The 20469-nt window shown below is 58.4% G+C and carries 23 protein-coding genes; 9 read left to right on the forward strand and 14 right to left on the reverse strand.

Features of this window, described 5'->3' with window-relative positions; translation table 11 throughout:
• The first annotated feature begins 1 nt into the window (after position 1).
• The 4 genes from ACZ5A6_RS18050 to ACZ5A6_RS18065 all read left to right on the forward strand — a co-directional run bounded on the left by ACZ5A6_RS18050 (position 2) and on the right by ACZ5A6_RS18065 (position 5185).
• Entirely contained in the window at positions 2-1102 is a 1101-nt protein-coding gene (locus tag ACZ5A6_RS18050; protein ID WP_013761411.1) for an ABC transporter ATP-binding protein, read from the forward strand.
• A 49-nt stretch (positions 1103-1151) separates the two neighbouring features.
• The gene (locus tag ACZ5A6_RS18055; RefSeq protein ID WP_025595942.1) at positions 1152-2420 is read left to right on the forward strand and encodes an ABC transporter substrate-binding protein; all 1269 of its coding nucleotides are present in this window, start codon (positions 1152-1154) and stop codon (positions 2418-2420) included.
• Between the two features lie 112 nt (positions 2421-2532).
• Positions 2533-4104, forward strand: a complete 1572-nt coding sequence (pglA, locus tag ACZ5A6_RS18060; protein ID WP_464111224.1) for a polygalacturonase PglA — start codon at positions 2533-2535, stop codon at positions 4102-4104.
• Positions 4091-5185: a glycoside hydrolase family 88/105 protein gene (locus ACZ5A6_RS18065; protein ID WP_464111225.1), complete on the forward strand. Its 1095-nt coding sequence runs from the start codon at positions 4091-4093 to the stop codon at positions 5183-5185. The genes pglA and ACZ5A6_RS18065 overlap by 14 nt, the downstream gene beginning before the upstream one ends.
• A 45-nt stretch (positions 5186-5230) precedes the next feature.
• Here the strand turns inward: ACZ5A6_RS18065 and ACZ5A6_RS18070 are convergent, their stop codons facing one another.
• Positions 5231-6493 (reverse strand): ATP-binding protein, encoded by a 1263-nt coding sequence (locus tag ACZ5A6_RS18070; RefSeq protein WP_003517899.1) that lies wholly within the window; start codon positions 6491-6493, stop codon positions 5231-5233.
• On the reverse strand, positions 6490-7221 hold the full coding sequence (locus ACZ5A6_RS18075) for a response regulator (RefSeq protein ID WP_013761406.1): 732 nt from the start codon (positions 7219-7221) through the stop codon (positions 6490-6492). Before ACZ5A6_RS18075 ends, ACZ5A6_RS18070 begins: the two co-directional genes overlap by 4 nt.
• 203 nt (positions 7222-7424) lie before the next feature.
• Here ACZ5A6_RS18075 and ACZ5A6_RS18080 point away from each other — a divergent pair, with 203 nt between their 5' ends.
• The 4 genes from ACZ5A6_RS18080 to ACZ5A6_RS18095 all read left to right on the forward strand — a co-directional run bounded on the left by ACZ5A6_RS18080 (position 7425) and on the right by ACZ5A6_RS18095 (position 11721).
• Entirely contained in the window at positions 7425-8090 is a 666-nt protein-coding gene (locus ACZ5A6_RS18080; protein WP_038495766.1) for a hypothetical protein, read from the forward strand.
• A gap of 126 nt (positions 8091-8216) precedes the next feature.
• Entirely contained in the window at positions 8217-8513 is a 297-nt protein-coding gene (locus tag ACZ5A6_RS18085) for a hypothetical protein (protein WP_464111226.1), read from the forward strand.
• Between the two features lie 22 nt (positions 8514-8535).
• Positions 8536-9759, forward strand: a complete 1224-nt coding sequence (locus ACZ5A6_RS18090) for an efflux RND transporter periplasmic adaptor subunit (RefSeq protein WP_464111227.1) — start codon at positions 8536-8538, stop codon at positions 9757-9759.
• Between the two features lie 3 nt (positions 9760-9762).
• Complete coding sequence (locus ACZ5A6_RS18095; RefSeq protein WP_080801099.1) at positions 9763-11721, forward strand: MacB family efflux pump subunit; 1959 nt, start codon at positions 9763-9765, stop codon at positions 11719-11721.
• A gap of 16 nt (positions 11722-11737) precedes the next feature.
• Here the strand turns inward: ACZ5A6_RS18095 and ACZ5A6_RS18100 are convergent, their stop codons facing one another.
• Positions 11738-11974 (reverse strand): acyl carrier protein, encoded by a 237-nt coding sequence (locus ACZ5A6_RS18100; RefSeq protein WP_003517889.1) that lies wholly within the window; start codon positions 11972-11974, stop codon positions 11738-11740.
• A 309-nt stretch (positions 11975-12283) separates the two neighbouring features.
• On the opposite strand from ACZ5A6_RS18100, the gene ACZ5A6_RS18105 reads away from it, so the two are divergent.
• On the forward strand, positions 12284-13381 hold the full coding sequence (locus tag ACZ5A6_RS18105) for an acyltransferase family protein (RefSeq protein WP_112523284.1): 1098 nt from the start codon (positions 12284-12286) through the stop codon (positions 13379-13381).
• 268 nt (positions 13382-13649) lie between these two features.
• On the opposite strand, the gene ACZ5A6_RS18110 is transcribed toward ACZ5A6_RS18105, so the two are convergent.
• The 11 genes from ACZ5A6_RS18110 to ACZ5A6_RS18160 all read right to left on the reverse strand — a co-directional run bounded on the left by ACZ5A6_RS18110 (position 13650) and on the right by ACZ5A6_RS18160 (position 20461).
• Positions 13650-13961: a hypothetical protein gene (locus tag ACZ5A6_RS18110; RefSeq protein WP_003517885.1), complete on the reverse strand. Its 312-nt coding sequence runs from the start codon at positions 13959-13961 to the stop codon at positions 13650-13652.
• A 13-nt stretch (positions 13962-13974) separates the two neighbouring features.
• Entirely contained in the window at positions 13975-14268 is a 294-nt protein-coding gene (locus ACZ5A6_RS18115; RefSeq protein ID WP_013761399.1) for a hypothetical protein, read from the reverse strand.
• Between the two features lie 638 nt (positions 14269-14906).
• Positions 14907-15047: a hypothetical protein gene (locus ACZ5A6_RS18120; RefSeq protein ID WP_003517881.1), complete on the reverse strand. Its 141-nt coding sequence runs from the start codon at positions 15045-15047 to the stop codon at positions 14907-14909.
• Between the two features lie 90 nt (positions 15048-15137).
• A complete protein-coding gene (locus ACZ5A6_RS18125; RefSeq protein WP_025595953.1) occupies positions 15138-15422 on the reverse strand; it encodes a hypothetical protein in 285 nt (94 codons plus the stop codon).
• A gap of 147 nt (positions 15423-15569) precedes the next feature.
• Positions 15570-15785, reverse strand: a complete 216-nt coding sequence (locus ACZ5A6_RS18130; protein WP_003517878.1) for a hypothetical protein — start codon at positions 15783-15785, stop codon at positions 15570-15572.
• A 30-nt stretch (positions 15786-15815) separates the two neighbouring features.
• Positions 15816-16052: a 30S ribosomal protein S21 gene (rpsU, locus tag ACZ5A6_RS18135; RefSeq protein ID WP_003517876.1), complete on the reverse strand. Its 237-nt coding sequence runs from the start codon at positions 16050-16052 to the stop codon at positions 15816-15818.
• 27 nt (positions 16053-16079) lie between these two features.
• On the reverse strand, positions 16080-16370 hold the full coding sequence (locus ACZ5A6_RS18140; RefSeq protein WP_003517874.1) for a hypothetical protein: 291 nt from the start codon (positions 16368-16370) through the stop codon (positions 16080-16082).
• 109 nt (positions 16371-16479) lie between these two features.
• Positions 16480-16689: a cold-shock protein gene (locus tag ACZ5A6_RS18145; RefSeq protein WP_003517872.1), complete on the reverse strand. Its 210-nt coding sequence runs from the start codon at positions 16687-16689 to the stop codon at positions 16480-16482.
• 479 nt (positions 16690-17168) lie between these two features.
• Complete coding sequence (locus tag ACZ5A6_RS18150) at positions 17169-18404, reverse strand: Gfo/Idh/MocA family protein (RefSeq protein ID WP_003517863.1); 1236 nt, start codon at positions 18402-18404, stop codon at positions 17169-17171.
• Between the two features lie 20 nt (positions 18405-18424).
• Positions 18425-19246 (reverse strand): sugar phosphate isomerase/epimerase family protein, encoded by an 822-nt coding sequence (locus ACZ5A6_RS18155; protein WP_013761396.1) that lies wholly within the window; start codon positions 19244-19246, stop codon positions 18425-18427.
• Positions 19247-19297: 51 nt separating this feature from the next.
• Complete coding sequence (locus ACZ5A6_RS18160) at positions 19298-20461, reverse strand: dihydrodipicolinate synthase family protein (protein WP_112523282.1); 1164 nt, start codon at positions 20459-20461, stop codon at positions 19298-19300.
• Positions 20462-20469 lie beyond the last annotated feature (8 nt).

Consider the following 20469-nt stretch of genomic DNA (forward strand, 5'->3'; position numbering starts at 1 on the left):
AATGGCAAGCGTTCAACTTAAAAATCTCGAAAAAGTCTATGGCGGCAGCTTCAAGGCCGTGCACGGCATCAATCTCGAAATCGAGGACGGCGAGTTCATGGTTTTCGTCGGCCCGTCCGGCTGCGCCAAATCCACCACGCTGCGCATGGTGGCGGGGCTGGAGGAAATCACCGGCGGTGAAATCCTCATCGGAGATCAGCGCGTCAACGACCTGCCGCCCGGCAAGCGCTCCATTGCCATGGTGTTCCAGAACTATGCGCTCTATCCGCATATGAAGGTGCGCGGCAATCTTGCTTTCGGCCTCAAGATTGCCGGTGTTGCCAAGCCCGAGATCGAGAAGGCAATCGACAATGTCGCGCGCATTCTCGAAATCGAGCCCTTGCTGGATCGCCTGCCGAAACAGCTTTCCGGCGGGCAGGCGCAACGTGTTGCTTTGGGCCGTGCCCTCATCAAGAAACCGGGCGTGTTCCTGTTCGATGAGCCCCTTTCGAATCTCGATGCGAAGCTGCGCGCTTCCATGCGTGTGCGCATTACCGATCTGCATCGCCAGCTGAAGGCGGAGGGCCTGTCTTCGACCGTCGTCTACGTGACGCACGATCAGACGGAAGCCATGACCATGGGCGACCGTATCTGCGTCATGCAGGCCGGGCGCATCATGCAGGTCGCCACGCCGAAGGAACTCTACAACCGGCCCGCCAATCTGTTCGTCGCCGGTTTCATTGGCATGCCGGAAATGAACCTTGTGGATGTGGCGATCGACGGGGCGGAGTTCGTCATCGGCGGGCAACGTCTTCCGATAGGCGACCATCTGGAAAAGCGGCTTTCAGCCAGACCGGCGGACGCCGTCATCGGCATCCGTCCGCAGCATCTTTCGCTTGCCGGTGAGGCCGATGGGCCGGCGCTGCAGGCGAAACTGACCAACGCCGAATTCATGGGGCACGAGGTCTATCTGCATGCCGATCTGGGCGGACAGAAGCTCGTGAGCGTGGTGGGAGCAGCCGAATTCGAGGCGCTTGCGCGCGACGGCATTCTGCGACTGAAGCCGGACCCCGAGAAGCTGCATATTTTCGACAAGGCCGATGGCCGCAATGTCTCGCTGTGAGGAGGGGACGAGCGTGCCTGATTTTTCGAGGAGGAGAAGAACAATGAAAATGACGACGATGACGAGAACAATGGCGATGCTGGCCGGTGCTGCCTATCTGGCCACGGTGGCTGCGCCTGCGGCGGGTGCCGCGGAACTGCGTATGTCGTGGTGGGGCGGCGAAAGCCGTCATGTCGCCACTCAGAAGGCGATTGCCGCCTGCGGTGAAAAATACAGCCACACGGTCAAAGGTGAGTTTACCGGCTTCGATGGATATCTGGAAAAACTGACCACGCAAATGGCAGGCAAGACGGAGGCTGATATCGTCCAGGTGAACTGGCCATGGCTGCCGCTGTTTTCCAAGAATGGTGAAGGTTTTGCTGATCTGCGTCAGCTGAAACCTCTCGATCTTTCGCAATGGGCCGAGACAGATCTGGAAGCGGGTTCTATGAACGGGGTGCTTCAGGGCCTTTCAGTCTCCACCACCGGCCGCGTGTTTTTTTTCAACGCCACCACCTTCGAGAAGGCTGGTGTTGAAATCCCCAAGACATGGGATGAATTCTTCGCGGCAACAAAAACCATCAAGGAAAAGCTCGGCAAGGATCACTACACCTTCAATGCCGTAAAGGAGACTGCCCAGCTTCTCGTGACACTCGCCGTGGTGCAGAAAACCGGCAAGGATCTGGTCGACCCCAAGACCAACCGTGTCGCCTGGACGCCGGAGGAATTGGCGGAAGGTATCTCGTTCGTCGGCAAGCTGGTGGAAACCGGCTCCATTCGCTCCCAGAAAGAGGAAGCGGCCGATGGCAACGTCAATCTTTATGAAAAGCCGTCCTGGTCCGAAGGCCGTATCGCTGGTTCCTATGAATGGGATTCCACCTATTCGAAATATGCCGATCCCCTGAAGGATGGGCAGGTGCTGAAACCCGTGCCGATGCTGAAGCTCGCCGATGCCGTAACGGAAGGCGTTTATCGCAAGCCTTCCATGGTCTTTTCTATCTCGAAAAACTCGAAGAACCCAGAAGCGGCAGCGCAAATCCTGAACTGCCTGCTGAACGAGCCTGAGGGCATCGATGCGCTTGGCACGTCTCGCGGCCTGCCTGCTTCCAAGGCTGCGGCGCAGCGTCTGGGCGACAAGGGTGAGCCGGAAGTGCGCGCCGCCAACGCCATCGTCATGGCGGCATCTGGACCGGTAGTTTCGCCCTTCAACGAACATCCGGAAATCCGCTCCGGCTTCATCGATACGCTCGAGGAATATGCCTATGGCCAGCTGACGGCGGAAGAGGCGGCTGAGCAGATCATCGATACCACCAATGACGTTCTGGCCAAATTCGATTGACGACAATGGCCCGCCGCCCCTGCGGCGGCGGGCTCTTTATCCGGTTGCCGGGTGACATGGGCATTCCCGCCGATTGTTTTGGCGGGGCATGCACGAACAACGAGAAACGAGCATGAACGAACCTTCTATTGTCGCGCTTTCGGCGCGAACGGCGGCGCTTTGCCTCGCTGTACCCGGTGCGCGATATCACCTGCCGCAGACGGCATGGCGGCTGACTTCGCAAGATGGTGATTTACGAACCGGAAAATCCGCCACCGTGGTGACGCTGCTGCATGATCTGCGTCCGGATACGCGGTATGTGTTCGAAGCGGATGGGTTCGCAAGCCTGGAGTTCAGGACAGCGCCCTGCGCGGGGCTTGTCGAGGCGACGGCATTTTCGCTGACGCCGGATATTGCGCTTGACGACGAAGCCGGCGCACGCGCCAACGCCCGCGCTCTGGAAGAGGCAGTTGCCGCCGTGCCTGCGGGCGGCACGTTGCGATTTGCTGCCGGCCTCTGGACAGCGTTTCCCGTACGGTTGAAAAGCGACATGACGTTTCATCTTGCGGAAGGGGCCGTGCTGCGCGCACCCTCCACCCGCAATGGCTGGCCGATCCTGCCTGCCCGCGATGAGACGGGCCGCATGATCGGCAGTTGGGAAGGGCTACCGGATGCCTGTTTCGCTGCGCCGGTCCATGCCATCGGCGCAGACAATCTCGTGATCGAAGGCACAGGCGTTCTCGATGGTTCCGGCGACAGAGGCGACTGGTGGAGCTGGCCGAAAGAAACCCGTGACGGCGCGCGCCGACCGCGCGGCCTGCATCTCGTCTCCTGCCGCAATGTCGGGCTTTTCGGTTTCACCATTCGCAATGCACCGTCTTGGACGGTCCATCCACAGGGGTGCGAGACCCTGAAAGCGGCGGGTCTCACAATCAGCGCTCCGCATAACAGCCCCAATACCGATGGTTTCAACCCGGAAAGCTGCCGCAACGTGACGATATCAGGCGTGCGCTTTTCAGTGGGCGACGATTGCATTGCTGTGAAGGCAGGCAAACGCGGGCCGAACGGCGAGGACGACCATCTGGCGGAAACACGCGGCGTCAGCGTACGCCATTGCCTGATGGAGCGCGGCCATGGCGGGCTGGTGATCGGCTCGGAAATGTCGGGTGGCGTGCATGACGTAACGGTAGAGGACTGCGACATGGTTGGCACGGATCGCGGCCTGCGTCTCAAGACGCGGCGGGGCCGTGGCGGTTCAGTCAGCAATGTCACCATGCGCCGCGTGTTGCTGGATGGCGTGCATACCGCGCTTTCCGCCAATGCCCATTACCATTGCGATGCCGATGGGCATGACGGCTGGGTGCAGTCGCGAGACCCTGCACCTGTCGACGACGGGACCCCGTTTATCGACGGAATTACTGTCGAAGATGTGGAAATCCGCCATCTGGCACATGCCGCCGGCGTCTTTCTCGGTTTAGCGGAGGCCCCAATCCGCAATATCGCCATTCGCAATCTCACAATCGTGTCGCATGATCCTGTAGCCGTGGCCACACCGCCGATCATGGCCGATGGGGTGCGCCCCATGCTGCATGAGGGGATCGTTTTCGAACAGGCTGAAATCATTTGCGACGATCCTGCGCTGCTGAGCGCCTCTGGCATTTCCCATTCACAGATTTCAATCGAGAAAACCCATGAAAGCCACTGATTATTTTGATCAATTCGCCAGCCGCTATAGGCACTACAAGGGCGGAAGCTGGTGTTATGAGGATGGCTGTGTCTATCGGGGTTTGCAGCACCTGTTCGAAGCGACCGGCGACCGGCGCTGGAACGAACATCTGCATCGTCTGGCTGACACCCAGATAGCGGCAGACGGAGTGCTCGCCGGTTACGATCCGCAGGAATACAATATCGATCACATCCTTGCCGGTCGCATTCTGTTTCCTCTGGCAGCGGAAACGGGCGATCCGCGTTATCTCGCTGCGGCGGAACATCTTGCGGGCCAACTCCGCAGCCATCCGCGTACGGGCTCCGGTAATTACTGGCACAAGAAGCGTTATCCGCATCAGGTCTGGCTGGATGGCCTTTATATGGGACTTCCTTTCCAGATCGAATATGCGCAGGCGACTGGAGACGCCGAACTTATCGACGATGCGCTACAGCAATTCTCAACCGCACTCACGCTGACGGCGGATGCCGGTGGGCTCTATGTCCATGGTTATGACGAAAGCCGCAACCAGCGCTGGGCCGATCCCGTGAGCGGCCAATCCCCGGCCGTATGGGCCCGCGCCGTCGGCTGGCTCGCCATGGCGCTGGTCGATGCGTTGGTGATGTTGCCGGCTGATGGCGCAACGATCGGACTTCGGGAACGCGCGGTCCTGCTTCTGGCCGGTATTGTTGCCCGGCAGACTAAAACCGGTCTCTGGATGCAGGTGCTGGACAAACCGGATCTTGCCGGAAACTACGAGGAAACCTCCGCTTCGGCGATGTTCGCCTATGCCTTACTGCGGGCTGCGCGGTTGGGGCTTTTGCAGGGAGAGGAAGCAAATGCGGCTCTTTCGGCGGGCCGGTCCGCGCTTGAGGCCCTGCTTGAGAGACAGCTCAAGGTGGACGAAAAGGGTATCGTCCGTCTCACCGGCATCGTGCATGTCGCGGGCCTCGGCGGTTTCGAGGGCAATTATCGCGATGGGTCTCCGGATTATTACCTGACCGAGCCGGTTGTATCCGATGACGCCAAAGGCGTCGGGCCGCTGATGATGGCCTATGCCGAAAGCCTGCTTTTGGCATGACGGCGCGGTCATCTTAACGGGCACAGGGTGTTTTGTGGCATGAGATCATGCCACTTTTGCCAAGATCACCGTCTGGATCAGGCCCTGTTTTTTGTGGTTCGCGATTGTGATCGTGCCACCGAAGCGCTCGATGATTTCTCTGGCGATGGCTAGACCCAACCCCACACCAGGGATCGACTTTCGCCGCCCCAGATCGACCCGAAAGAAGGGCTCGAAAACCCGGCCGATCAGTTCCTGAGGAATGCCAGGGCCTTCATCGCGGATTGTAACGACGACCTCGCTCTCGTCCTCGGTTAGATCGATCCGTGCCGTTTTGCCATGGGTGACGGCATTGAGGATGAGGTTGCGCAAGGCTCTTTTAAGCGCAAGTGGAGCGGCCTTGATGATCATGGCGGCTTCCGGTTTCATAAAGTCGAGGGCATCAGCGTAACCGAGATCAGAAAGTTCGCTGACGATTTCGCCTAGAAGCCTGCCGATATCGATCATCTTGACGGTATCCTGGCTCACTTCTTCGCGCACAAGCAGAATGGCGCTATCCGCGATGGCGTTCAGTTCCTCGAGGTCCGCCAGCCATTTGCCCCGCTCTTCGTCGTTTTCGATGAATTCTGCCCGCAGGCGCATGCGGGTCATTGGGGTTCTCAAGTCATGGCCAGCGGCTGCGACGAGGCGCATTCGGCTTTCCATTGCCGCCTTCAGGCGGCGGGCGAGTTCGTTCAAGGCCCGCGCCGTGGCGCGGATTTCACCCGGACCTGTTTCCGACAAATGGGGTAGAGAACCATCGGGTCCGATGCTTGCAGCGGCGTTTTCCAGCATGTCGAGGGGGCGGGTGATCTTTCTGGCGGCAAAGATGGAAACAGCAGCACTGCCAAGAATGATCAGCCCGATCCACATGCCGAAAATCTTCCAGCCGCCCGGGGGAGGACCCATATGCGGAATTTCCGCGACCAGCCATCCGCTTTTTTCCAGCGCTATAGCCGCCACCGGGGCATTACTTCCCGGCGCGCGGATCACAATTGCGGTGCGCGGCTCGCCAACCTGTGCAAGGGCCTTTTCTAGGAACTCCGAAAGCATTCCATCGAGATCACCTTCAGGCGGCTTCTGTTCGATGCGGAAATAGCCGGGTTGTTGCAGCGAGGGGTCGCGTTCGGCCATGGTCACGGCAAAGGCAAGGCTGCGGGCAACGGGCTCGATGGTGGCATCTGGCGGCGGCGGCTGCAATGTCTGATCGGCCACCACAGTTGCAAGCGCGATGACTGCGATGATGGAGACGATCAACAGTGCGGCGATACGGTTTCTGAGCGAGCTCATCGATGCACCGGCAGGGTTCTGACCTGAACCGTCATCTGGTAACCGCCATTGCGAACGGTCTTGAAGATCGGAGCCCGGGCATCGGTTTCGAGCTTCTTGCGCAACCGGCTCATCAACACGTCGACGGAGCGGTCGAACGGTCCCCGGTCCTTGCCCTGCGTAAGATCGAGCAGCTGATCGCGGGAAAGAAGCCGGCCGGGCCTGTCGAGGAAGACTTTCAGCAGATCGAACTCTGCCCCCGTCAGCTCGATCCTCTCACCGCCGGCGTGGATGACGGAGCGCTGTTCCGGATCGGCGGTGAAGTCCGCAAAACCATAAGCGGTGGATGAGCCGCGAGGTACTTCCTGAGGTACTGCGCGGCGCAGCACGGCCTTGATCCGCGCCGTCAGTTCTCGCGGATTGAAGGGTTTGCCAAGATAGTCGTCGGCGCCAATTTCCAGCCCGACGATCCGGTCGACATCCTCCTTGAGCGCTGTCAGGAGAATGACGGGCGTGCGCGGCCGGCGGCCTTGGAGATCGCGGCAGATATCGAGGCCGGAACCATCCGGTAGCATCACGTCGAGCACGATGAGATCCGGATCGGAGCAGGCGAACTGTTCTTCGAACTCACGCCTGTCGGCTGCCATCGAAACGCGAAACCCCTGCGAGCCGAGATATTTTGCGAGCAATGTGCGTATCTCCGGATCATCATCCACGATCAAAATATGTGTCACCGAAACTGTCGCCATATCATCCAACCTTTTGATGCCACTATACATAAGCGGTGCAAAGAAACGGCGGATTTTTGCAACGAAAGCTTGCTGCGGCCGCTCTGGCAACATTCGGTTACAAATAGGCCGCGCGTGGAACAAGACCCGCAACATTGGGACCAAAGCCGGAAACGCTTAGCTCCTATCGTCTTCTCAGGTTGGAAAACGAAAAGGAAGGTAAGATGAGAAACGCTCTAATCGCCACCGCCGTCGTCGTGACAACTGTTCTTGGCGCTTCGGCCACCTCCCGGGCTGCGGAGCAGGGTGAACCAGTGCCGCAGGCATCGGAACAGGCCATGCCGCCGCTGGCCAGTCCTGACTTCGGTTCGAATAGTGGTCCGGAGCAAAGGCTGCCGCATGGCCGCAAGATGGCCGGGCCTGAGATGCTACGCCCGGATATGATGGGGCCGGATATATTGGGCCCGGATATATTGGGGTTGGCGACGAAACTTTCGGCAGCGGAAATCTATCTCGGCGTCACACCTGAACAGCTTGGTCCGTGGCGCGCCTATACCACTGCGCTGATCGATCTTGTTTTGCCCACTTCGGAACTCAAGCCATTGCCGCCGAAGGGACCGGGTGCGACGGGGCTAGAGCCTCGTCTTGCCGGTGAGGAACTGGCCGGCATCACAATGAAAAAGGCAGAACAGGCTAAAGCACTTCAGGACGCAGCGGCTACGCTGAAACCGAAACTTTCGCCGCAGCAGGTGCAGAAGCTTGCTGAACTCGAACGCGCATTGATGCCGCCTCCGCCTCCCGTCCCGCATGATGGCCGTGCACGAGACCGTCGCATCGAGCCTCCGCATGGCGACAGGATGCCGCCGCTGCCTCAGGCAGAGCGGGGCTGACGCCACTCTTCAAAGTTTCCTCCTTTAATAGCCCCCCAGCAAAGGAGGAAATCAGCCGGACACGGCTGAAGCCGGGGGATCGCTCGCCTGCGATCCCCCGCGTGATTTTCAAGCGAGAAGATGATGATGAGATATTTCTACCTGATGCTGGCGACGGTTTTTGGTTTGAGCTTCGTCTGGTCGGTCGCTGCGGCCGGTGACAGGCCGATGCGAGATCCGGCGGCGAAATCCAGGCAGGAAGAACAGTGGCACCAACCCGTCTGTGCCAAGGAACGGCGCGAAAATGCACACGGCAAGCGTCGTCACTACACCTGCCGCAAGGCATCCGCCAGAAAGTCTGTTGCCGCCTATGAATGGATCGAAGCAGACAACGGCTTCATCCTAGTGAAACACGACATGAGGTCGGTTTCTTCTTTTGAGTAGACCGGCCGGACAGGACAGGACGATGAAAATGGTTCGCAAAGCAGGTGTGGCGCTGACGGTTGTCGCGCTCGTCCTGGGTGGCTACTGGTTTTCGTCACAATATACGCGGGCCGCAACGCCCGGTTATATCACCTCGTCTGTGAAGCGCGGTGATATCGAGCAGACTGTTCTGGCGACTGGAACGCTCAAACCCGTTCGTCTGGTGGCCGTCGGCGCGCAGGCCTCCGGTCGCATCACCGCCGTCAAGGTCGCACTTGGAGATACGGTCAAGGCGGGCGATCTCATTGCCGAGATCGATTCCGTTACCCAGAATAACAGCCTGCGCACGGCGCTGGCAGCGCTTGCAAACGTGAAGGCGCAGCGGGTGGAAAAGCAGGCGACACTTGTTCTCAACCGCCAGAGCCTTGTCCGCCAACAGGAAATGGTGTCGAAAAATGCCGCCTCCCGTGCGGATTTAGAAAGCGCCACTGCAGCGCTCGCAGTCACCCAGGCGCAGATCGAAGCGATTGACGCCCAGATCGAGGAGGCACAGGTCGCTGTCGAAACGGCAAAGGCCAATCTCGGCTATACGAGGATCACCGCGCCCATCGAAGGGACTGTTCTGTCTATCGTCAGTCAGGAAGGGCAGACCGTCAACGCCACGCAGTCCGCGCCGACGATCGTGATCCTAGGCCAGCTCGACCGGATGACGGTGCGCACGGAAATTTCCGAAGCAGATGTGACGCGCGTAAAAGACAGTTTGCCAGTTTACTTCACTGTGCTGGGTGAGCCGCAGCAGCGTTACGACGCGACGCTTACGTCCATTGAACCGGCGCCTGAATCAGTGCGCAGCGACTCCAGCTTCAGCTCCTCGACGTCTTCCTCGACCACATCGTCCTCTTCCAGCACCTCGTCGTCGGAGGCGATCTATTATAATGGCGTGTTCGAAGTGCCGAACCCGGACGGCAAGTTGCGCACCTATATGACGGCGGAGGTCCATATCGTCCTGGGTGAAGCGAAGGGCGTGCTAACCGTTCCGGCGGCGGCCCTTGGTAGCAAAGGCGCCAACGATGACTATGCCGTGCGTGTGGTAGACACCGATGGCAGAATTTCCGAACGCAGGGTCCAGATCGGTCTGAACGACAAGGTAACGGCGGAAGTGCGTTCCGGCCTTGCCGAGAACGAGCGCGTGGTGACCGGCGAACTTTCCATCGACACCGCCAAAAACACCGTGCTGGGGCCTGGTGGCCCGCCGATGGGTTTTTGAACAATGGCTGATCCTCTGATTTGCCTTAAATCCGTGCGGCGGGATTATCCGTCCGGTGAAGGTACGATTACCGTACTCAAGAATATCGACCTCATCATCGAGGCCGGCGAGATGGTGGCGATCGTCGGCGCTTCCGGATCGGGCAAGTCGACGCTGATGAATATTCTCGGTTGCCTCGACCGGCCGACCTCAGGGAGCTACAGCATCAGGGGCCGGGAGACGGGCAATCTCGATGCAGACCAGCTTTCGGAATTACGGCGAGAAAACCTCGGTTTTATTTTCCAGCGTTACCATCTGCTTGTCGAACTGACAGCGCTCGGCAATGTCGAAATTCCGGCGATCTACGCCGGAAAGTCACAAAGCGATCGCAGGAGCGATGCCGCCAGGTTGCTCGGTCGCCTTGGCATGGCGGACCGCCTCGATCATCGTCCGGGCCAGCTTTCCGGCGGCCAGCAGCAACGCGTTTCCATCGCGCGCGCCCTTATGAACGATGCCGAAATCATTCTTGCCGACGAGCCGACCGGTGCGCTCGACAGCGCGAGCGGCGACGAGGTGTTGCGCATCCTCGACGAGCTGCATGCCGAAGGGCGCACTGTCATTATCGTCACGCACGATATGTCAATTGCACGACGTGCCGAACGGATCATCGAAATCAGCGACGGCGCCATCATTTCCGACCGCAGGGCGGATGCCGCGCCGGTTCGGAAGGGTGACGCCAAACCCTCTATGGTTTCCGGCGGGGCCTCCAGCCTCGCTGGTCTCGCGTCCTCGCTGCGGGAGGCATTGCGCATGGCGCTCCTGTCGATGCAGGCGCACAAGCTGCGCAGCTTTCTCACCATGCTCGGTATCATCATCGGCATCGCCTCGGTCATCAGCGTCGTGGCGCTGGGGCAGGGGTCACAGCAGCGCGTGCTGCAGAATATCTCAAGCCTCGGCACCAACACGCTGGAAATCTTCGCGGGCAAGGATTTTGGCGACATAAGATCTGGCAAGATCACCACGCTGGTCGTCTCGGACGCCGAGGCACTTGCCAAACAATCCTATGTCGCGGCTGTGACGCCCACGGTCTCCACCTCCAGTACGGTGCGTTTCGGCGCGAAGGAGGCTAATGCGCTTGTGAATGGTGTCAGCGAGCGGTATTTCGTCGCCAAGGGCACGAAGCTGTCACAAGGACGCTTTTTCGATGCCGCAAGCGTCGCGCAGAAAGCCCAGGAGGTGGTGATTGATGAGAACACCCGCAAATCGTTGTTTGCGGATTTCGACGGCAGCCCCATCGGTCAGGTCATCCTCATCGGCAAGGTGCCGGCCCGCATCGTCGGCATCACGCAGGCGCAGCAGGGCGGTTTCGGTTCAAGCCAGAACCTTTCACTTTATCTGCCCTATACTGCCGTCCAGTCACGCTTTCTCGGCAGCCTGTCGCTGCGCAGCATCACGGTGCAGGTGAGTGACGATATTGACGCCGCAATTGCCGAACAGGCGGTGACGGTTCTTCTCACCCAGCGGCATGGAACGCGGGATTTCTACATTCTCAACACTGACGATATTCGCCAGACCATCACCAGTACAACACAGACCATGACGCTGCTGGTTGCGGCGATCGCGGTGATTTCGCTTCTGGTCGGCGGCATCGGGGTGATGAACATCATGCTCGTTTCCGTTTCCGAACGTGTATCGGAAATCGGCGTGCGCATGGCAGTCGGCGCACGGCGCAGTGATATACTGCGCCAGTTCCTGATCGAGGCAGTGCTCGTCTGCATCATCGGCGGAACGCTGGGAATTTTGGGCAGCTTCGGCTTCGGGGCGCTTTTCTCCGCCTTTAGCAGCAATTTCGCCATGGTCTATTCCACGGTGTCGATCATTGCTGCCTTCGTCTGCTCGACACTGATAGGCGTCGTTTTCGGCTATCTGCCGGCCCGCAACGCATCGAACCTCGATCCTGTTGCGGCCCTGTCGGCGGGTTGATATCCGCCGCTGCCGTTCAAGCCTTGTTTTTTTCGATGAAGCGGATGGCGTCGCCAACGGTCAGGATTGTGCTTGCGGCCGAATCGGGGATTTCCACTCCGAATTCTTCCTCGATTTCCATGACAACCTGAACCACTTCGAGGGAATCGGCACCGAGATCGTCGACAAAATTGGCGTCATCGACAACCGTGCCGGGATCTGCGCCAAGCTGGTCAACGATGATTTTTTTAATACGGTCGGCGATGGTGGACATGGTGGGACTCCGCGAAAGTTGTTTGCCGCCGAACAACCCGTTTGAATTTGCGCCCAGGACACTTGCTAAAATCGAAACCGGTTTTTGCGAGGCGTGGTACACAGAGTCAGAAGGTCAAAGCATCGATGACATTCGGACGTAGCATGCCTTTGACGGCTGCGAAAGAGCGTGGCTCATGGGGAATTGCCCATAAGAATTCGGGGTATGTTTGACGTTGAACAGTTTTTGACTGGATGCGATGAACCGCTGCGCTGTAAACCTCGTTTTCGTGAAGTAATTATAATCCAGTCCTGTCGAGCATCAACGCCCATGGCCCAGTCTTCCCCGGAACGCTTCATATTGCTCGATGGCATAAGGGGCGTAGCTGCGCTCTTCATCGTGCATCGCCATGCCGAACAGTTTTTCGGGAGAGACGACGCTTCGAGCTATCTCGCCGTCGATTTGTTCTTCGCCTTGAGCGGTTTTGTGCTGGCGCATGCCTACAGCATGAAACTGCGCGAAGGGGCGATTACGCCGGGCTTCTTCATGAAGGCGCGCCTTGCGCGACTTTATCCACTGTATGGACTGGGGCTGGCGTTGATGGCGTCCTATTTCATCTGCCTCTACCTGTTGGGCCTGCCGACGCCGATCGATGATCTTCATCGCCACATCAATCCCGGTGAGCTGGCGATCGCGTTGTTGACCGGGCTTCTTTTCGTTCCGGCACCCTTCACGCTTACATTGAACGGCGCATTGTTTCTGGTGAGCCCGGCATGGTCGCTTTTCAACGAGCTGGTGGTGAATGCGGTTTATGGCCGGTGGGGTGTGCGGGCGACTACGAAACAGACAATCGTGGTGCTGGCTGTCAGCGCCTGCGTCCTTGTCGTGGCGGCTGCTGAGTTTGGGAAGTTGCATGCGGGGTTTCGATGGCACGAAATGTATGCCGGCATGGGAAGGGTGTTTTTCTCGTTTTTCGCAGGCGTGCTGGTTTACCGCTTCCGCAATCGCATAACCGAGCTGAAGCCCATCCAGGCGGCCCTCTGTCTTATGCTGGTCTGCGTCATCCTCGCCGTGCCAATTTCGCGTGAGCTTCGGCCCTTCTTTGATCTCGCGGTGGTTCTGCTCGTCTGGCCGACGGTATTGTTCGTAGCCAGCAGGATAGTGCCGGGTCGCAGGGTGGGAATCTTGTCGACGTTTCTCGGCACAGCTTCCTACGCCGTCTATGTGCTGCATATTCCGCTGCTGGCCTGGACGGATTTTCTGGTGCCTGCCGTTGATAGTGAAAACATCGCTTTGCCGGTCGGTGTCGCTTTCCTGATAGGGACGACGTGTCTGTCATGGTACCTGACAGTCCATTTTGATCAGCCAGTGCAGACATGGCTCAAAGGTCGCCTGAGAAAGCGGGCAGGGGTCGGGCAACCGGTGTGATCGCGTCTTGTCGCTGCAGGCTTCAGTAATGCGCGAAGATTGGAGCCGTGATAACAAAGGCCGCGACGAGACTGATGATCGTCAGTTTCGCGGCACGCATGCGGCGCATTCTGCGGCCGCTCCAGTCATACGTCATACTCACCCTCCACGCAGACGCAAACTCTCGGACTGATGTCCGACTAAATCAGTTTCTCCTGATATATCTCATTTGCCAAGTCATTATTGTTACCAGTGATTTTGGCGAACACCGTCCGCTTCGGGAGGCGCTTCAGGGGAAAAGCCGGATAAGTTGATTGTCTTTGAGTTTCAGGCGGCTTGCCTCATCGGAAGAAATGCAATGCTCTATGTTCTTTCGCAAGTCGTCGGGAACTATCGGCCCGCCTGCCTTCAAAAGCTTTTCGGTCATCGAAAAAAGAATGCCGAACTGGGTCTCGCATTCGGCCGATGTCAGCAGCAGCGGTAGTGACGGAACGGTGTTCGCCGTAAAGACGCTATCCGCCGTATCGTACATGGTGACGAGGTACCAGGTCAGAAATAGCCCCAGCCACAGGCCGGTGCTGACCATGATATATTCGCGCATCTGCTCTCTCCCCTCAATGGCGGTGGTAAAGCAGTGGCAGGCCCTGGATTGCATATCGGGGGAGCGGCTTCCACGGCTTGATGCGGTCGTGTTTCTGCACGCCGAACAGGAAACGCATTTCGTCGGTGAGGTCTGCCGGATCGGTCAAACCATCCTGATATAATTCAATAACCTTGCGGGCGGCTCTGTTATGGAGCTTTTTGTCATCATCGTCGGAAAGGTGATTAAAACCGATGCTCTCGAGGACCAATTGGAGCATTTCGAGATCTTGAGAGGAGATCAGGCAGTTACGGGGCGCAGAAGACATGATGGCCTCTTTTCTTACTGGTTCAGAAAGCCGAAGCCTCGAGCGCGCCCTTAAAAGGCTGCACGGGACGCTCCAACGCTTTGAAACGATACGCCGGTGCGGTCGATGACCGTTGCCGGTTTTCGGGGGGCATGTGCCTCAACGCGCCCTGGGAAATTCCGCACGGGGCGCTTTAGACGGGAGGCATGTGCAAATGGGCTTGAGACGGCAAGGATGCCTGACGGCGGTAACGCCCTTTAAGTACCGATGGGGAAGGGTGCGCTCTTTGCGCGCAATAGGCAAGTTAATTCCATAGCCCCTGACGAGTATGTGACCGGTGCGGCGACATTCTTTATCTCACCAGAGCAGACAACAAAAAAGGCCGGGGCAATATTGCACCGACCTTCCTCATATCGCCATTAACACCAGTGCCAGTACATCCGTGGTCAAAAGTCTAAAGCGACGGAAACAACTGCGAACGACATATTTTGCGCTCACCAGCAGTTGCTGTATGAACTTTCTATAAGAGCAATGTGGCCAAAACAAGTCCGCATTTCCATTACATGTTTTATTTATCGCGACCCTTAGCGTATCGGGTCGCGGTTTGGCAATTCGTGCCGGTGCGTCGCGCTGTTATGGGCGGGCTGTCCGGAACAATCCTACTTCTTCTTGCCATCCGCAGTTGTGGAGTTTGCGAACTTGACCTGCGTGCCGGCAGCTGGTGCCGCAGCCGGAGCTTTCGTCTTGTCCTTCTTCGGTTTGCGGACTTCTTTGTTGCTGCGTACTTGACCCTTGGCCATGGTGTCCTCCTGGTATTGAACAGATATTGGATATTGTGTGGTCCGGGGCATGATCGCGCGCCGCAGGCAGGCTGCGGGGCGGTTTCATCGTCAGGGGAAAGGCAGTCCGTTAAGCGGAAGTTTCCCGAAGGGAAGGGTCGGTTTGGAGAGGCGGATACGCCCTGCGTAGAAGGTTCTCCGCACCATGTCGGGCTGGAGGCCAAAATCAGGAAACGCCGCAAAGCCGGAGGATGCGCCGCGATCCTGATCCAGGCGCATGGCTGTTTCTTCGGCGGCACTGAGAAGCAGGCGAAGCGATGCGTTTTCCCGGTAACCCAAACCGCCGGTGCGGACGAGGTTCCGTGAAAGGCTTGATGAATAAAACTCGGAAGACATCTCGTCCTCCTTTCGTTTGGGGGCGAGGACACTCTGCCCTCAAACACCAGCACTCTTCAGCGGATTGCTGACAGGCGAAGCGTGCGCCTGTTGCGTATCAGGTTCAAGAAGTTTTTCGGAAAGACGACGTCAAAAAGTGCAACCGGGTTATTTCTTGCCGGATGACTTTTTGGTGCGGGTGGGTGGAGGGGCGGCGATTGCCGCCTCCTGAGCTTCGCGAAGTTGGCGAAGCCTTTCCGTCTTCTTGGCGCGCTGGTCGGATTCGGCGGTTATGATCTGTTTCGCCGCCTTGTCCGTTATGGATGCCTTGTCCTGCGAGGACAGCTTTCCGGGTTTGAAAACAGCCTCTTTAGTCGCGGTCATGGCATTCTCCTTTGCGGAGCGAATTTACAGTTATCGAGCGCGGGCAACCTTTTTGGGAGCAGGAAGCAATCCCTCGCGCTGCAATTTTTTCTTCGCCATCTTGCGGTGGCGGCGCACAGCTTCGGCTTCTTCGCGGATACGCTTTTCCGACGGCTTTTCGTAAGATTCCCGTGCGCGCATCTCACGGAAGATACCCTCGCGCTGCATCCTCTTTTTCAAGACGCGGAGGGCTTGCTCTACATTGTTATCCCTGACGAGTACCTGCAACTTATCTCCTTAACGCAGCCATCGCTGCTATTTTTTGATTCTGATCGTATTCGAATTGATCCAGCTCGATCCCGCAACGCGCGAAGACGAGCCTTCGATTTCCACGGGCCGCGATGAAGACGCAGCCACATCGATTTCATCGAGCGCTATATTACGTTCGAAGTTCTCGTGCTGGAAACGCACCCTGTAGCGAACCGCACCTTGTTGTGTCTCTGGCAGAGCCGTTACGACCCGGCCTGGACCTTTGGGCTGGTTGGCCCCAAGTACGCCCGCCTTCAGAAAGATAGCATCGCCGGAACGATAAGGATTTTTGCGCATGAGAGCCTCCCCATGGCCAAAAAAACAAAAGGCCGGGATTTAACCCGACCTCTCACAATCACTCAGCGCCACTGCTGGTACATGCGTAGCCAGCGGGGCCGATGACAAATCAAGCTGCGCGAAGGTTGTCAGCGGAGCTCTTGCCGGACTTGCGGTCCTGCACGATGTCGTAGGTGATCTTCTGGCCGTCGTTCAGCGAACGCAGACCTGCGCGCTCAACAGCCGAAATGTGAACGAAAACGTCCGTGCCGCCGTTGTCAGGCTGAATGAAGCCGAAGCCCTTGGTGGCGTTGAACCACTTTACAGTACCAGTGTTCATAACGATTTCCTTTCGTAGTAATCGTTGTTGGTTTCCGCGATACCTTGCGGAATTAGATCGATTATTTGAGAGGAAATCCGACGGGAACGTAGAGTCCCAGGAGCGACGTCACAAGCAATTGTCGATTTGCCGAATATAGCCCCAATTTTTGATTTTGCAATGGGCCGATGCGGAAAAATGCGCCATCTGGCGATTGCACTTGTCGGTTCCGATGTCTCTTCCTGCGTCAGCGGCGCGATTTCGGTTTTTTCTCTTCCCTGTTCATATCGCGCCCCACCCATTTGAAAAAAAGGATCAGGCTGGTGCCGATGATGATGAGCGGAATGAAGGATTCGAAACTGGACATGATTAACTCTTTCTTCCCCCGATCATCGTTTTACCGGTATGGAGGAAGCGCGTAATCTGCAGAATGTTATCCGTTCTTTTTTGGCAATTGCGGCCTGCGGACCGACGTTGAAAGCACCGCAGGCCGAAAATATCTAGATGGGCAGGGATTTCACCGCCGCTGCACCACCCTCGCGGGCGCTTTTCAATGCGGCTACGCCGCAGAGCACGGACATGGCGCCGGCGCGCGAACCCGCCCGCTGCCGCAGCCGGTCGTTCGAACCGGGCTTGAAGATCATGTCGCGCATGCGATTGTCGCCGCCATAATGGCCGCCCGGCTCATGCGGCACCCAGATACGCTCGACACCGCCACCGAAACTTTTTACCAGCAGGATTTCGTCGGCTGGGGGCTCAGTCCACGGCTGCTTTTCATATTGGCGCATCTCGATGCGTCCTTTATGGCCGTTAAACGCGATGTGGTGTCCCTCGATCGGCATATAGGTATTGAGCGAATAGGAGACCTGCACGCCGTTCGCATAGCGAATCGAGGCGCTCATCGTGTCGGGGATGTCGATCTCCTCGCGAAAGACGCAGGCGTCACGCATATAGCCATCCACAGTCGACGGGTCCTCGTAAAGCGCGTCCAGGAACGGGTCGGCCCCGAGATCCATGAAATAGTCGCACTCGCCCTTGTGCGGACAGGTACGACAGCGCGTTCCCCGGAACGGTCCGTTCTTGCCATAATGCAGCAATTGCCCAAAGCCCTTCACTTCCACCGGGTCGGAATCGAGATACCAATTCAGAAGATCGAAGTGGTGTGTGGCCTTGTGGACGAACAGGCTGCCTGAATGTTCGGTGAAAGCGTGCCAGCGGCGGAAATAATCCGCACCGTGCTGGTTATCGAGATACCAGTGGAAATCTACCGAGGTAACGGTGCCGATCGCGCCGTCGTCGATCAGCTCCTTGATGCGCGCCGCCGTCGGTGAAAAGCGATAATTGAAGGAAACGTCGACACGGCGGCCGCTTTTGGCCTCCGCCGCGCGGATGCGGTCAATCTTTTCCGGGGTGGTGGTCATGGGTTTTTCGCTGATGACATCGGCACCGCCCTCGAGCGCGCGGATAATGATGTCGTCATGAGTATCATCGGGCGTGCAGACGATTACCAGTTCCGGGCGTTGCTCGGCCATCATCCGGTCGAAGTCGTCGTAAAGCGGAGCGGCCGACCCCATCATGGCGCGGGCCCGTTCTGCGCGCATCAGGTTCAGGTCGCAAATGCCGACCAGTTCGACATAGTCGCTCCACCCGGCCAGAAGTTCGCGCCCCCACATGGTGGTGCCACGATTGCCGGTGCCGACCAGTGCATAACGTTTGCGTTTCACCCTTTCAGGCATTTCCTTACTCCCGAACCCAATCAACAAACGGTTTTAAAACGCTCGACGACGGTAGACAGAACCTCGTCCACCGGGCGTGCCTGCCAACGATGCGAAAAAATCTCGACTTCCTGCGGACCGGAAAAGCCGGCGGCCTCGATCATGGCGCGAAATGCCTTCAGGTCAATCACGCCATCGCCCATCATGCCGCGATCGTTGAGCGGATCGGTGGTCGGCACCAGCCAGTCGCAGATATGGTGTGCCAGTATCTGCCCGTTTCGCCCGGCGCGTGCCACCTGTTCCTCCAGCTCCGGATCCCACCAGACGTGATAGACGTCGATGGCCACACCGGTTCCGGCACCCAGCCGGTCGCAGAGGTCGAGCGACTGTTTCAAAGTGTTGAAGCAGGCGCGGTCGGCGGCATAAAAGGGGTGCAACGGTTCAATGGCGAGCGGCACGCCGGCTGCCCTTGCATAGGGAAGAAGTTCGGCCATGCCGTCCTCCACCATCTGTCGTGCACCCTTCAAGTCTCGAGAACCGGCGGGCAGGCCGCCCACGACAAGCACTAGGCAATCTGCCTTCATGGCGGCGGCTTCGTCCACGGCGCGTTTATTGTCCTCAATGGCGCGGCTGCGGCCTTCTGCATCGGGGGCGGGGAAAAAGCCGCCCCGGCAATGGCCGCTGAGACGAAGGCCGTTCTGCTCGACAATGCGTGCTGCTTCAGCAAGGCCTGCAGCGTGAACCTGCTCGCGCCAAGGAGAGATGGTGGTGATGCCATGCGCAAGGCATGCATCCACGATTGCCCCGAAGGAACGTCCCTGCCGCACGGTGGCAAAATTTATTGAAAGGCCTTCTACGCCCATAACGGTACTCCTCCCTTTTGCGAAGGCCTCCAGCCACCTTCGCTCTCGCGCTTAACCAATGCCTCTGATAGCCAGAAACTGCTTCATGCGATGCGTCGCCACATCCGGTTCGGCAAGCACATTGGCCTTGTCCGCCAGCCGGAAAAGCTCGGCGAAATGCCGCGTGGAGCGGGCGCTTTCCTGCCCGCCAACCATGGTGAAATGGTCCTGCAAGCCGTTGAGATAGGCGAGAAACACTACGCCGGTTTTGTAAAAGCGGGTCGGCGCCTTGAAGATATGGCGCGAAAGCGCCACCGTTGGCTCCAGAATGTCGAAGAATTCATTATCCGCACCGCGCTTCAGGCTGGCGAGCGCCTTGGATGCCGCCGGAGCAATGGCATCGAAAATGCCGAGCAACGCGTCCGAATGACCTTTTTCGTCACCGGCGATCAGTTCGGCATAATTGAAGTCGTCGCCGGTATACATGCGAACACCAGCGGGCAGGCGGCGGCGCATGACGATTTCCTTTTCCTTGGATAGAAGCGAAATCTTGATGCCGTCGATCTTGTCTGCATTCTCCTCGATCATGGCAAGGCAGGTGTCCATCGCCGCCATATGGTCGCGGGCACCCCAGTAGCCCTCAAGCGCAGGATCGAACATTTCTCCCAGCCAGTGGATAACTACCTTGTTCTCGGCACGAGAAAGAACCCTGGCATAGGCCTCGAGATAATCGTCCGGGGAGCGGGCGGCAGCGGTGAGCGCCCGGCTTGCCATCAGGATCACGCGCCCGCCTTCTCCCTGAACAAAATCAAGCTGTTCCAGGTAGGAGTCGATAATCTGGTTCAGGTCATATCCGCCGCCCTCAAGATGATCCGTGCCGACGCCGCAGGCGATCAGCGCATCCTTGCGGGTGGCCGCTTCCTTCAGCGAACGGGAGATCAGTTCCTGCGCCTGCGGCCACGCCAGTCCCATGCCGCGCTGGGCCGTATCCATGGCCTCCGCAACACCCAGGCCGAGGTCCCAAAGGCGGTGACGGAAGCGCAGGGTAGCGTCCCAGTCGATGGCGGGCGTCAACCATGGATCGTTGTCGGCGAGGGGATCGGCCACCACATGGGCGGCGGCGAAGGCGACACGATTGAAATCCGCCGCACTTCGTTTCTCGATGGCGACCGGCGCGCCTGATAGCCTGTAGACCTCGATGCTGCGGTCGTCCTTTGGAAGCTTGAGTTCGCTCACTGTCGCCT

The organism is Agrobacterium sp. 6Ca8 (genome assembly GCF_055382765.1).

Bases quoted from the DNA above. Each gene is read 5' to 3' on its own strand.
- ACZ5A6_RS18050 (WP_013761411.1), top strand. From the start codon at position 2: ATGGCAAGCGTTCAACTTAAAAATCTCGAAAAAGTCTATGGCGGCAGC.
- ACZ5A6_RS18055 (WP_025595942.1), top strand. From the start codon at position 1,152: ATGACGACGATGACGAGAACAATGGCGATGCTGGCCGGTGCTGCCTAT.
- pglA (WP_464111224.1), top strand. From the start codon at position 2,533: ATGAACGAACCTTCTATTGTCGCGCTTTCGGCGCGAACGGCGGCGCTT.
- ACZ5A6_RS18065 (WP_464111225.1), top strand. From the start codon at position 4,091: ATGAAAGCCACTGATTATTTTGATCAATTCGCCAGCCGCTATAGGCAC.
- ACZ5A6_RS18070 (WP_003517899.1), bottom strand. From the start codon at position 6,493: ATGAGCTCGCTCAGAAACCGTATCGCCGCACTGTTGATCGTCTCCATC.
- ACZ5A6_RS18075 (WP_013761406.1), bottom strand. From the start codon at position 7,221: ATGGCGACAGTTTCGGTGACACATATTTTGATCGTGGATGATGATCCG.
- ACZ5A6_RS18080 (WP_038495766.1), top strand. From the start codon at position 7,425: ATGAGAAACGCTCTAATCGCCACCGCCGTCGTCGTGACAACTGTTCTT.
- ACZ5A6_RS18085 (WP_464111226.1), top strand. From the start codon at position 8,217: ATGAGATATTTCTACCTGATGCTGGCGACGGTTTTTGGTTTGAGCTTC.
- ACZ5A6_RS18090 (WP_464111227.1), top strand. From the start codon at position 8,536: ATGAAAATGGTTCGCAAAGCAGGTGTGGCGCTGACGGTTGTCGCGCTC.
- ACZ5A6_RS18095 (WP_080801099.1), top strand. From the start codon at position 9,763: ATGGCTGATCCTCTGATTTGCCTTAAATCCGTGCGGCGGGATTATCCG.
- ACZ5A6_RS18100 (WP_003517889.1), bottom strand. From the start codon at position 11,974: ATGTCCACCATCGCCGACCGTATTAAAAAAATCATCGTTGACCAGCTT.
- ACZ5A6_RS18105 (WP_112523284.1), top strand. From the start codon at position 12,284: ATGGCCCAGTCTTCCCCGGAACGCTTCATATTGCTCGATGGCATAAGG.
- ACZ5A6_RS18110 (WP_003517885.1), bottom strand. From the start codon at position 13,961: ATGCGCGAATATATCATGGTCAGCACCGGCCTGTGGCTGGGGCTATTT.
- ACZ5A6_RS18115 (WP_013761399.1), bottom strand. From the start codon at position 14,268: ATGTCTTCTGCGCCCCGTAACTGCCTGATCTCCTCTCAAGATCTCGAA.
- ACZ5A6_RS18120 (WP_003517881.1), bottom strand. From the start codon at position 15,047: ATGGCCAAGGGTCAAGTACGCAGCAACAAAGAAGTCCGCAAACCGAAG.
- ACZ5A6_RS18125 (WP_025595953.1), bottom strand. From the start codon at position 15,422: ATGTCTTCCGAGTTTTATTCATCAAGCCTTTCACGGAACCTCGTCCGC.
- ACZ5A6_RS18130 (WP_003517878.1), bottom strand. From the start codon at position 15,785: ATGACCGCGACTAAAGAGGCTGTTTTCAAACCCGGAAAGCTGTCCTCG.
- ACZ5A6_RS18140 (WP_003517874.1), bottom strand. From the start codon at position 16,370: ATGCGCAAAAATCCTTATCGTTCCGGCGATGCTATCTTTCTGAAGGCG.
- ACZ5A6_RS18145 (WP_003517872.1), bottom strand. From the start codon at position 16,689: ATGAACACTGGTACTGTAAAGTGGTTCAACGCCACCAAGGGCTTCGGC.
- ACZ5A6_RS18150 (WP_003517863.1), bottom strand. From the start codon at position 18,404: ATGCCTGAAAGGGTGAAACGCAAACGTTATGCACTGGTCGGCACCGGC.
- ACZ5A6_RS18155 (WP_013761396.1), bottom strand. From the start codon at position 19,246: ATGGGCGTAGAAGGCCTTTCAATAAATTTTGCCACCGTGCGGCAGGGA.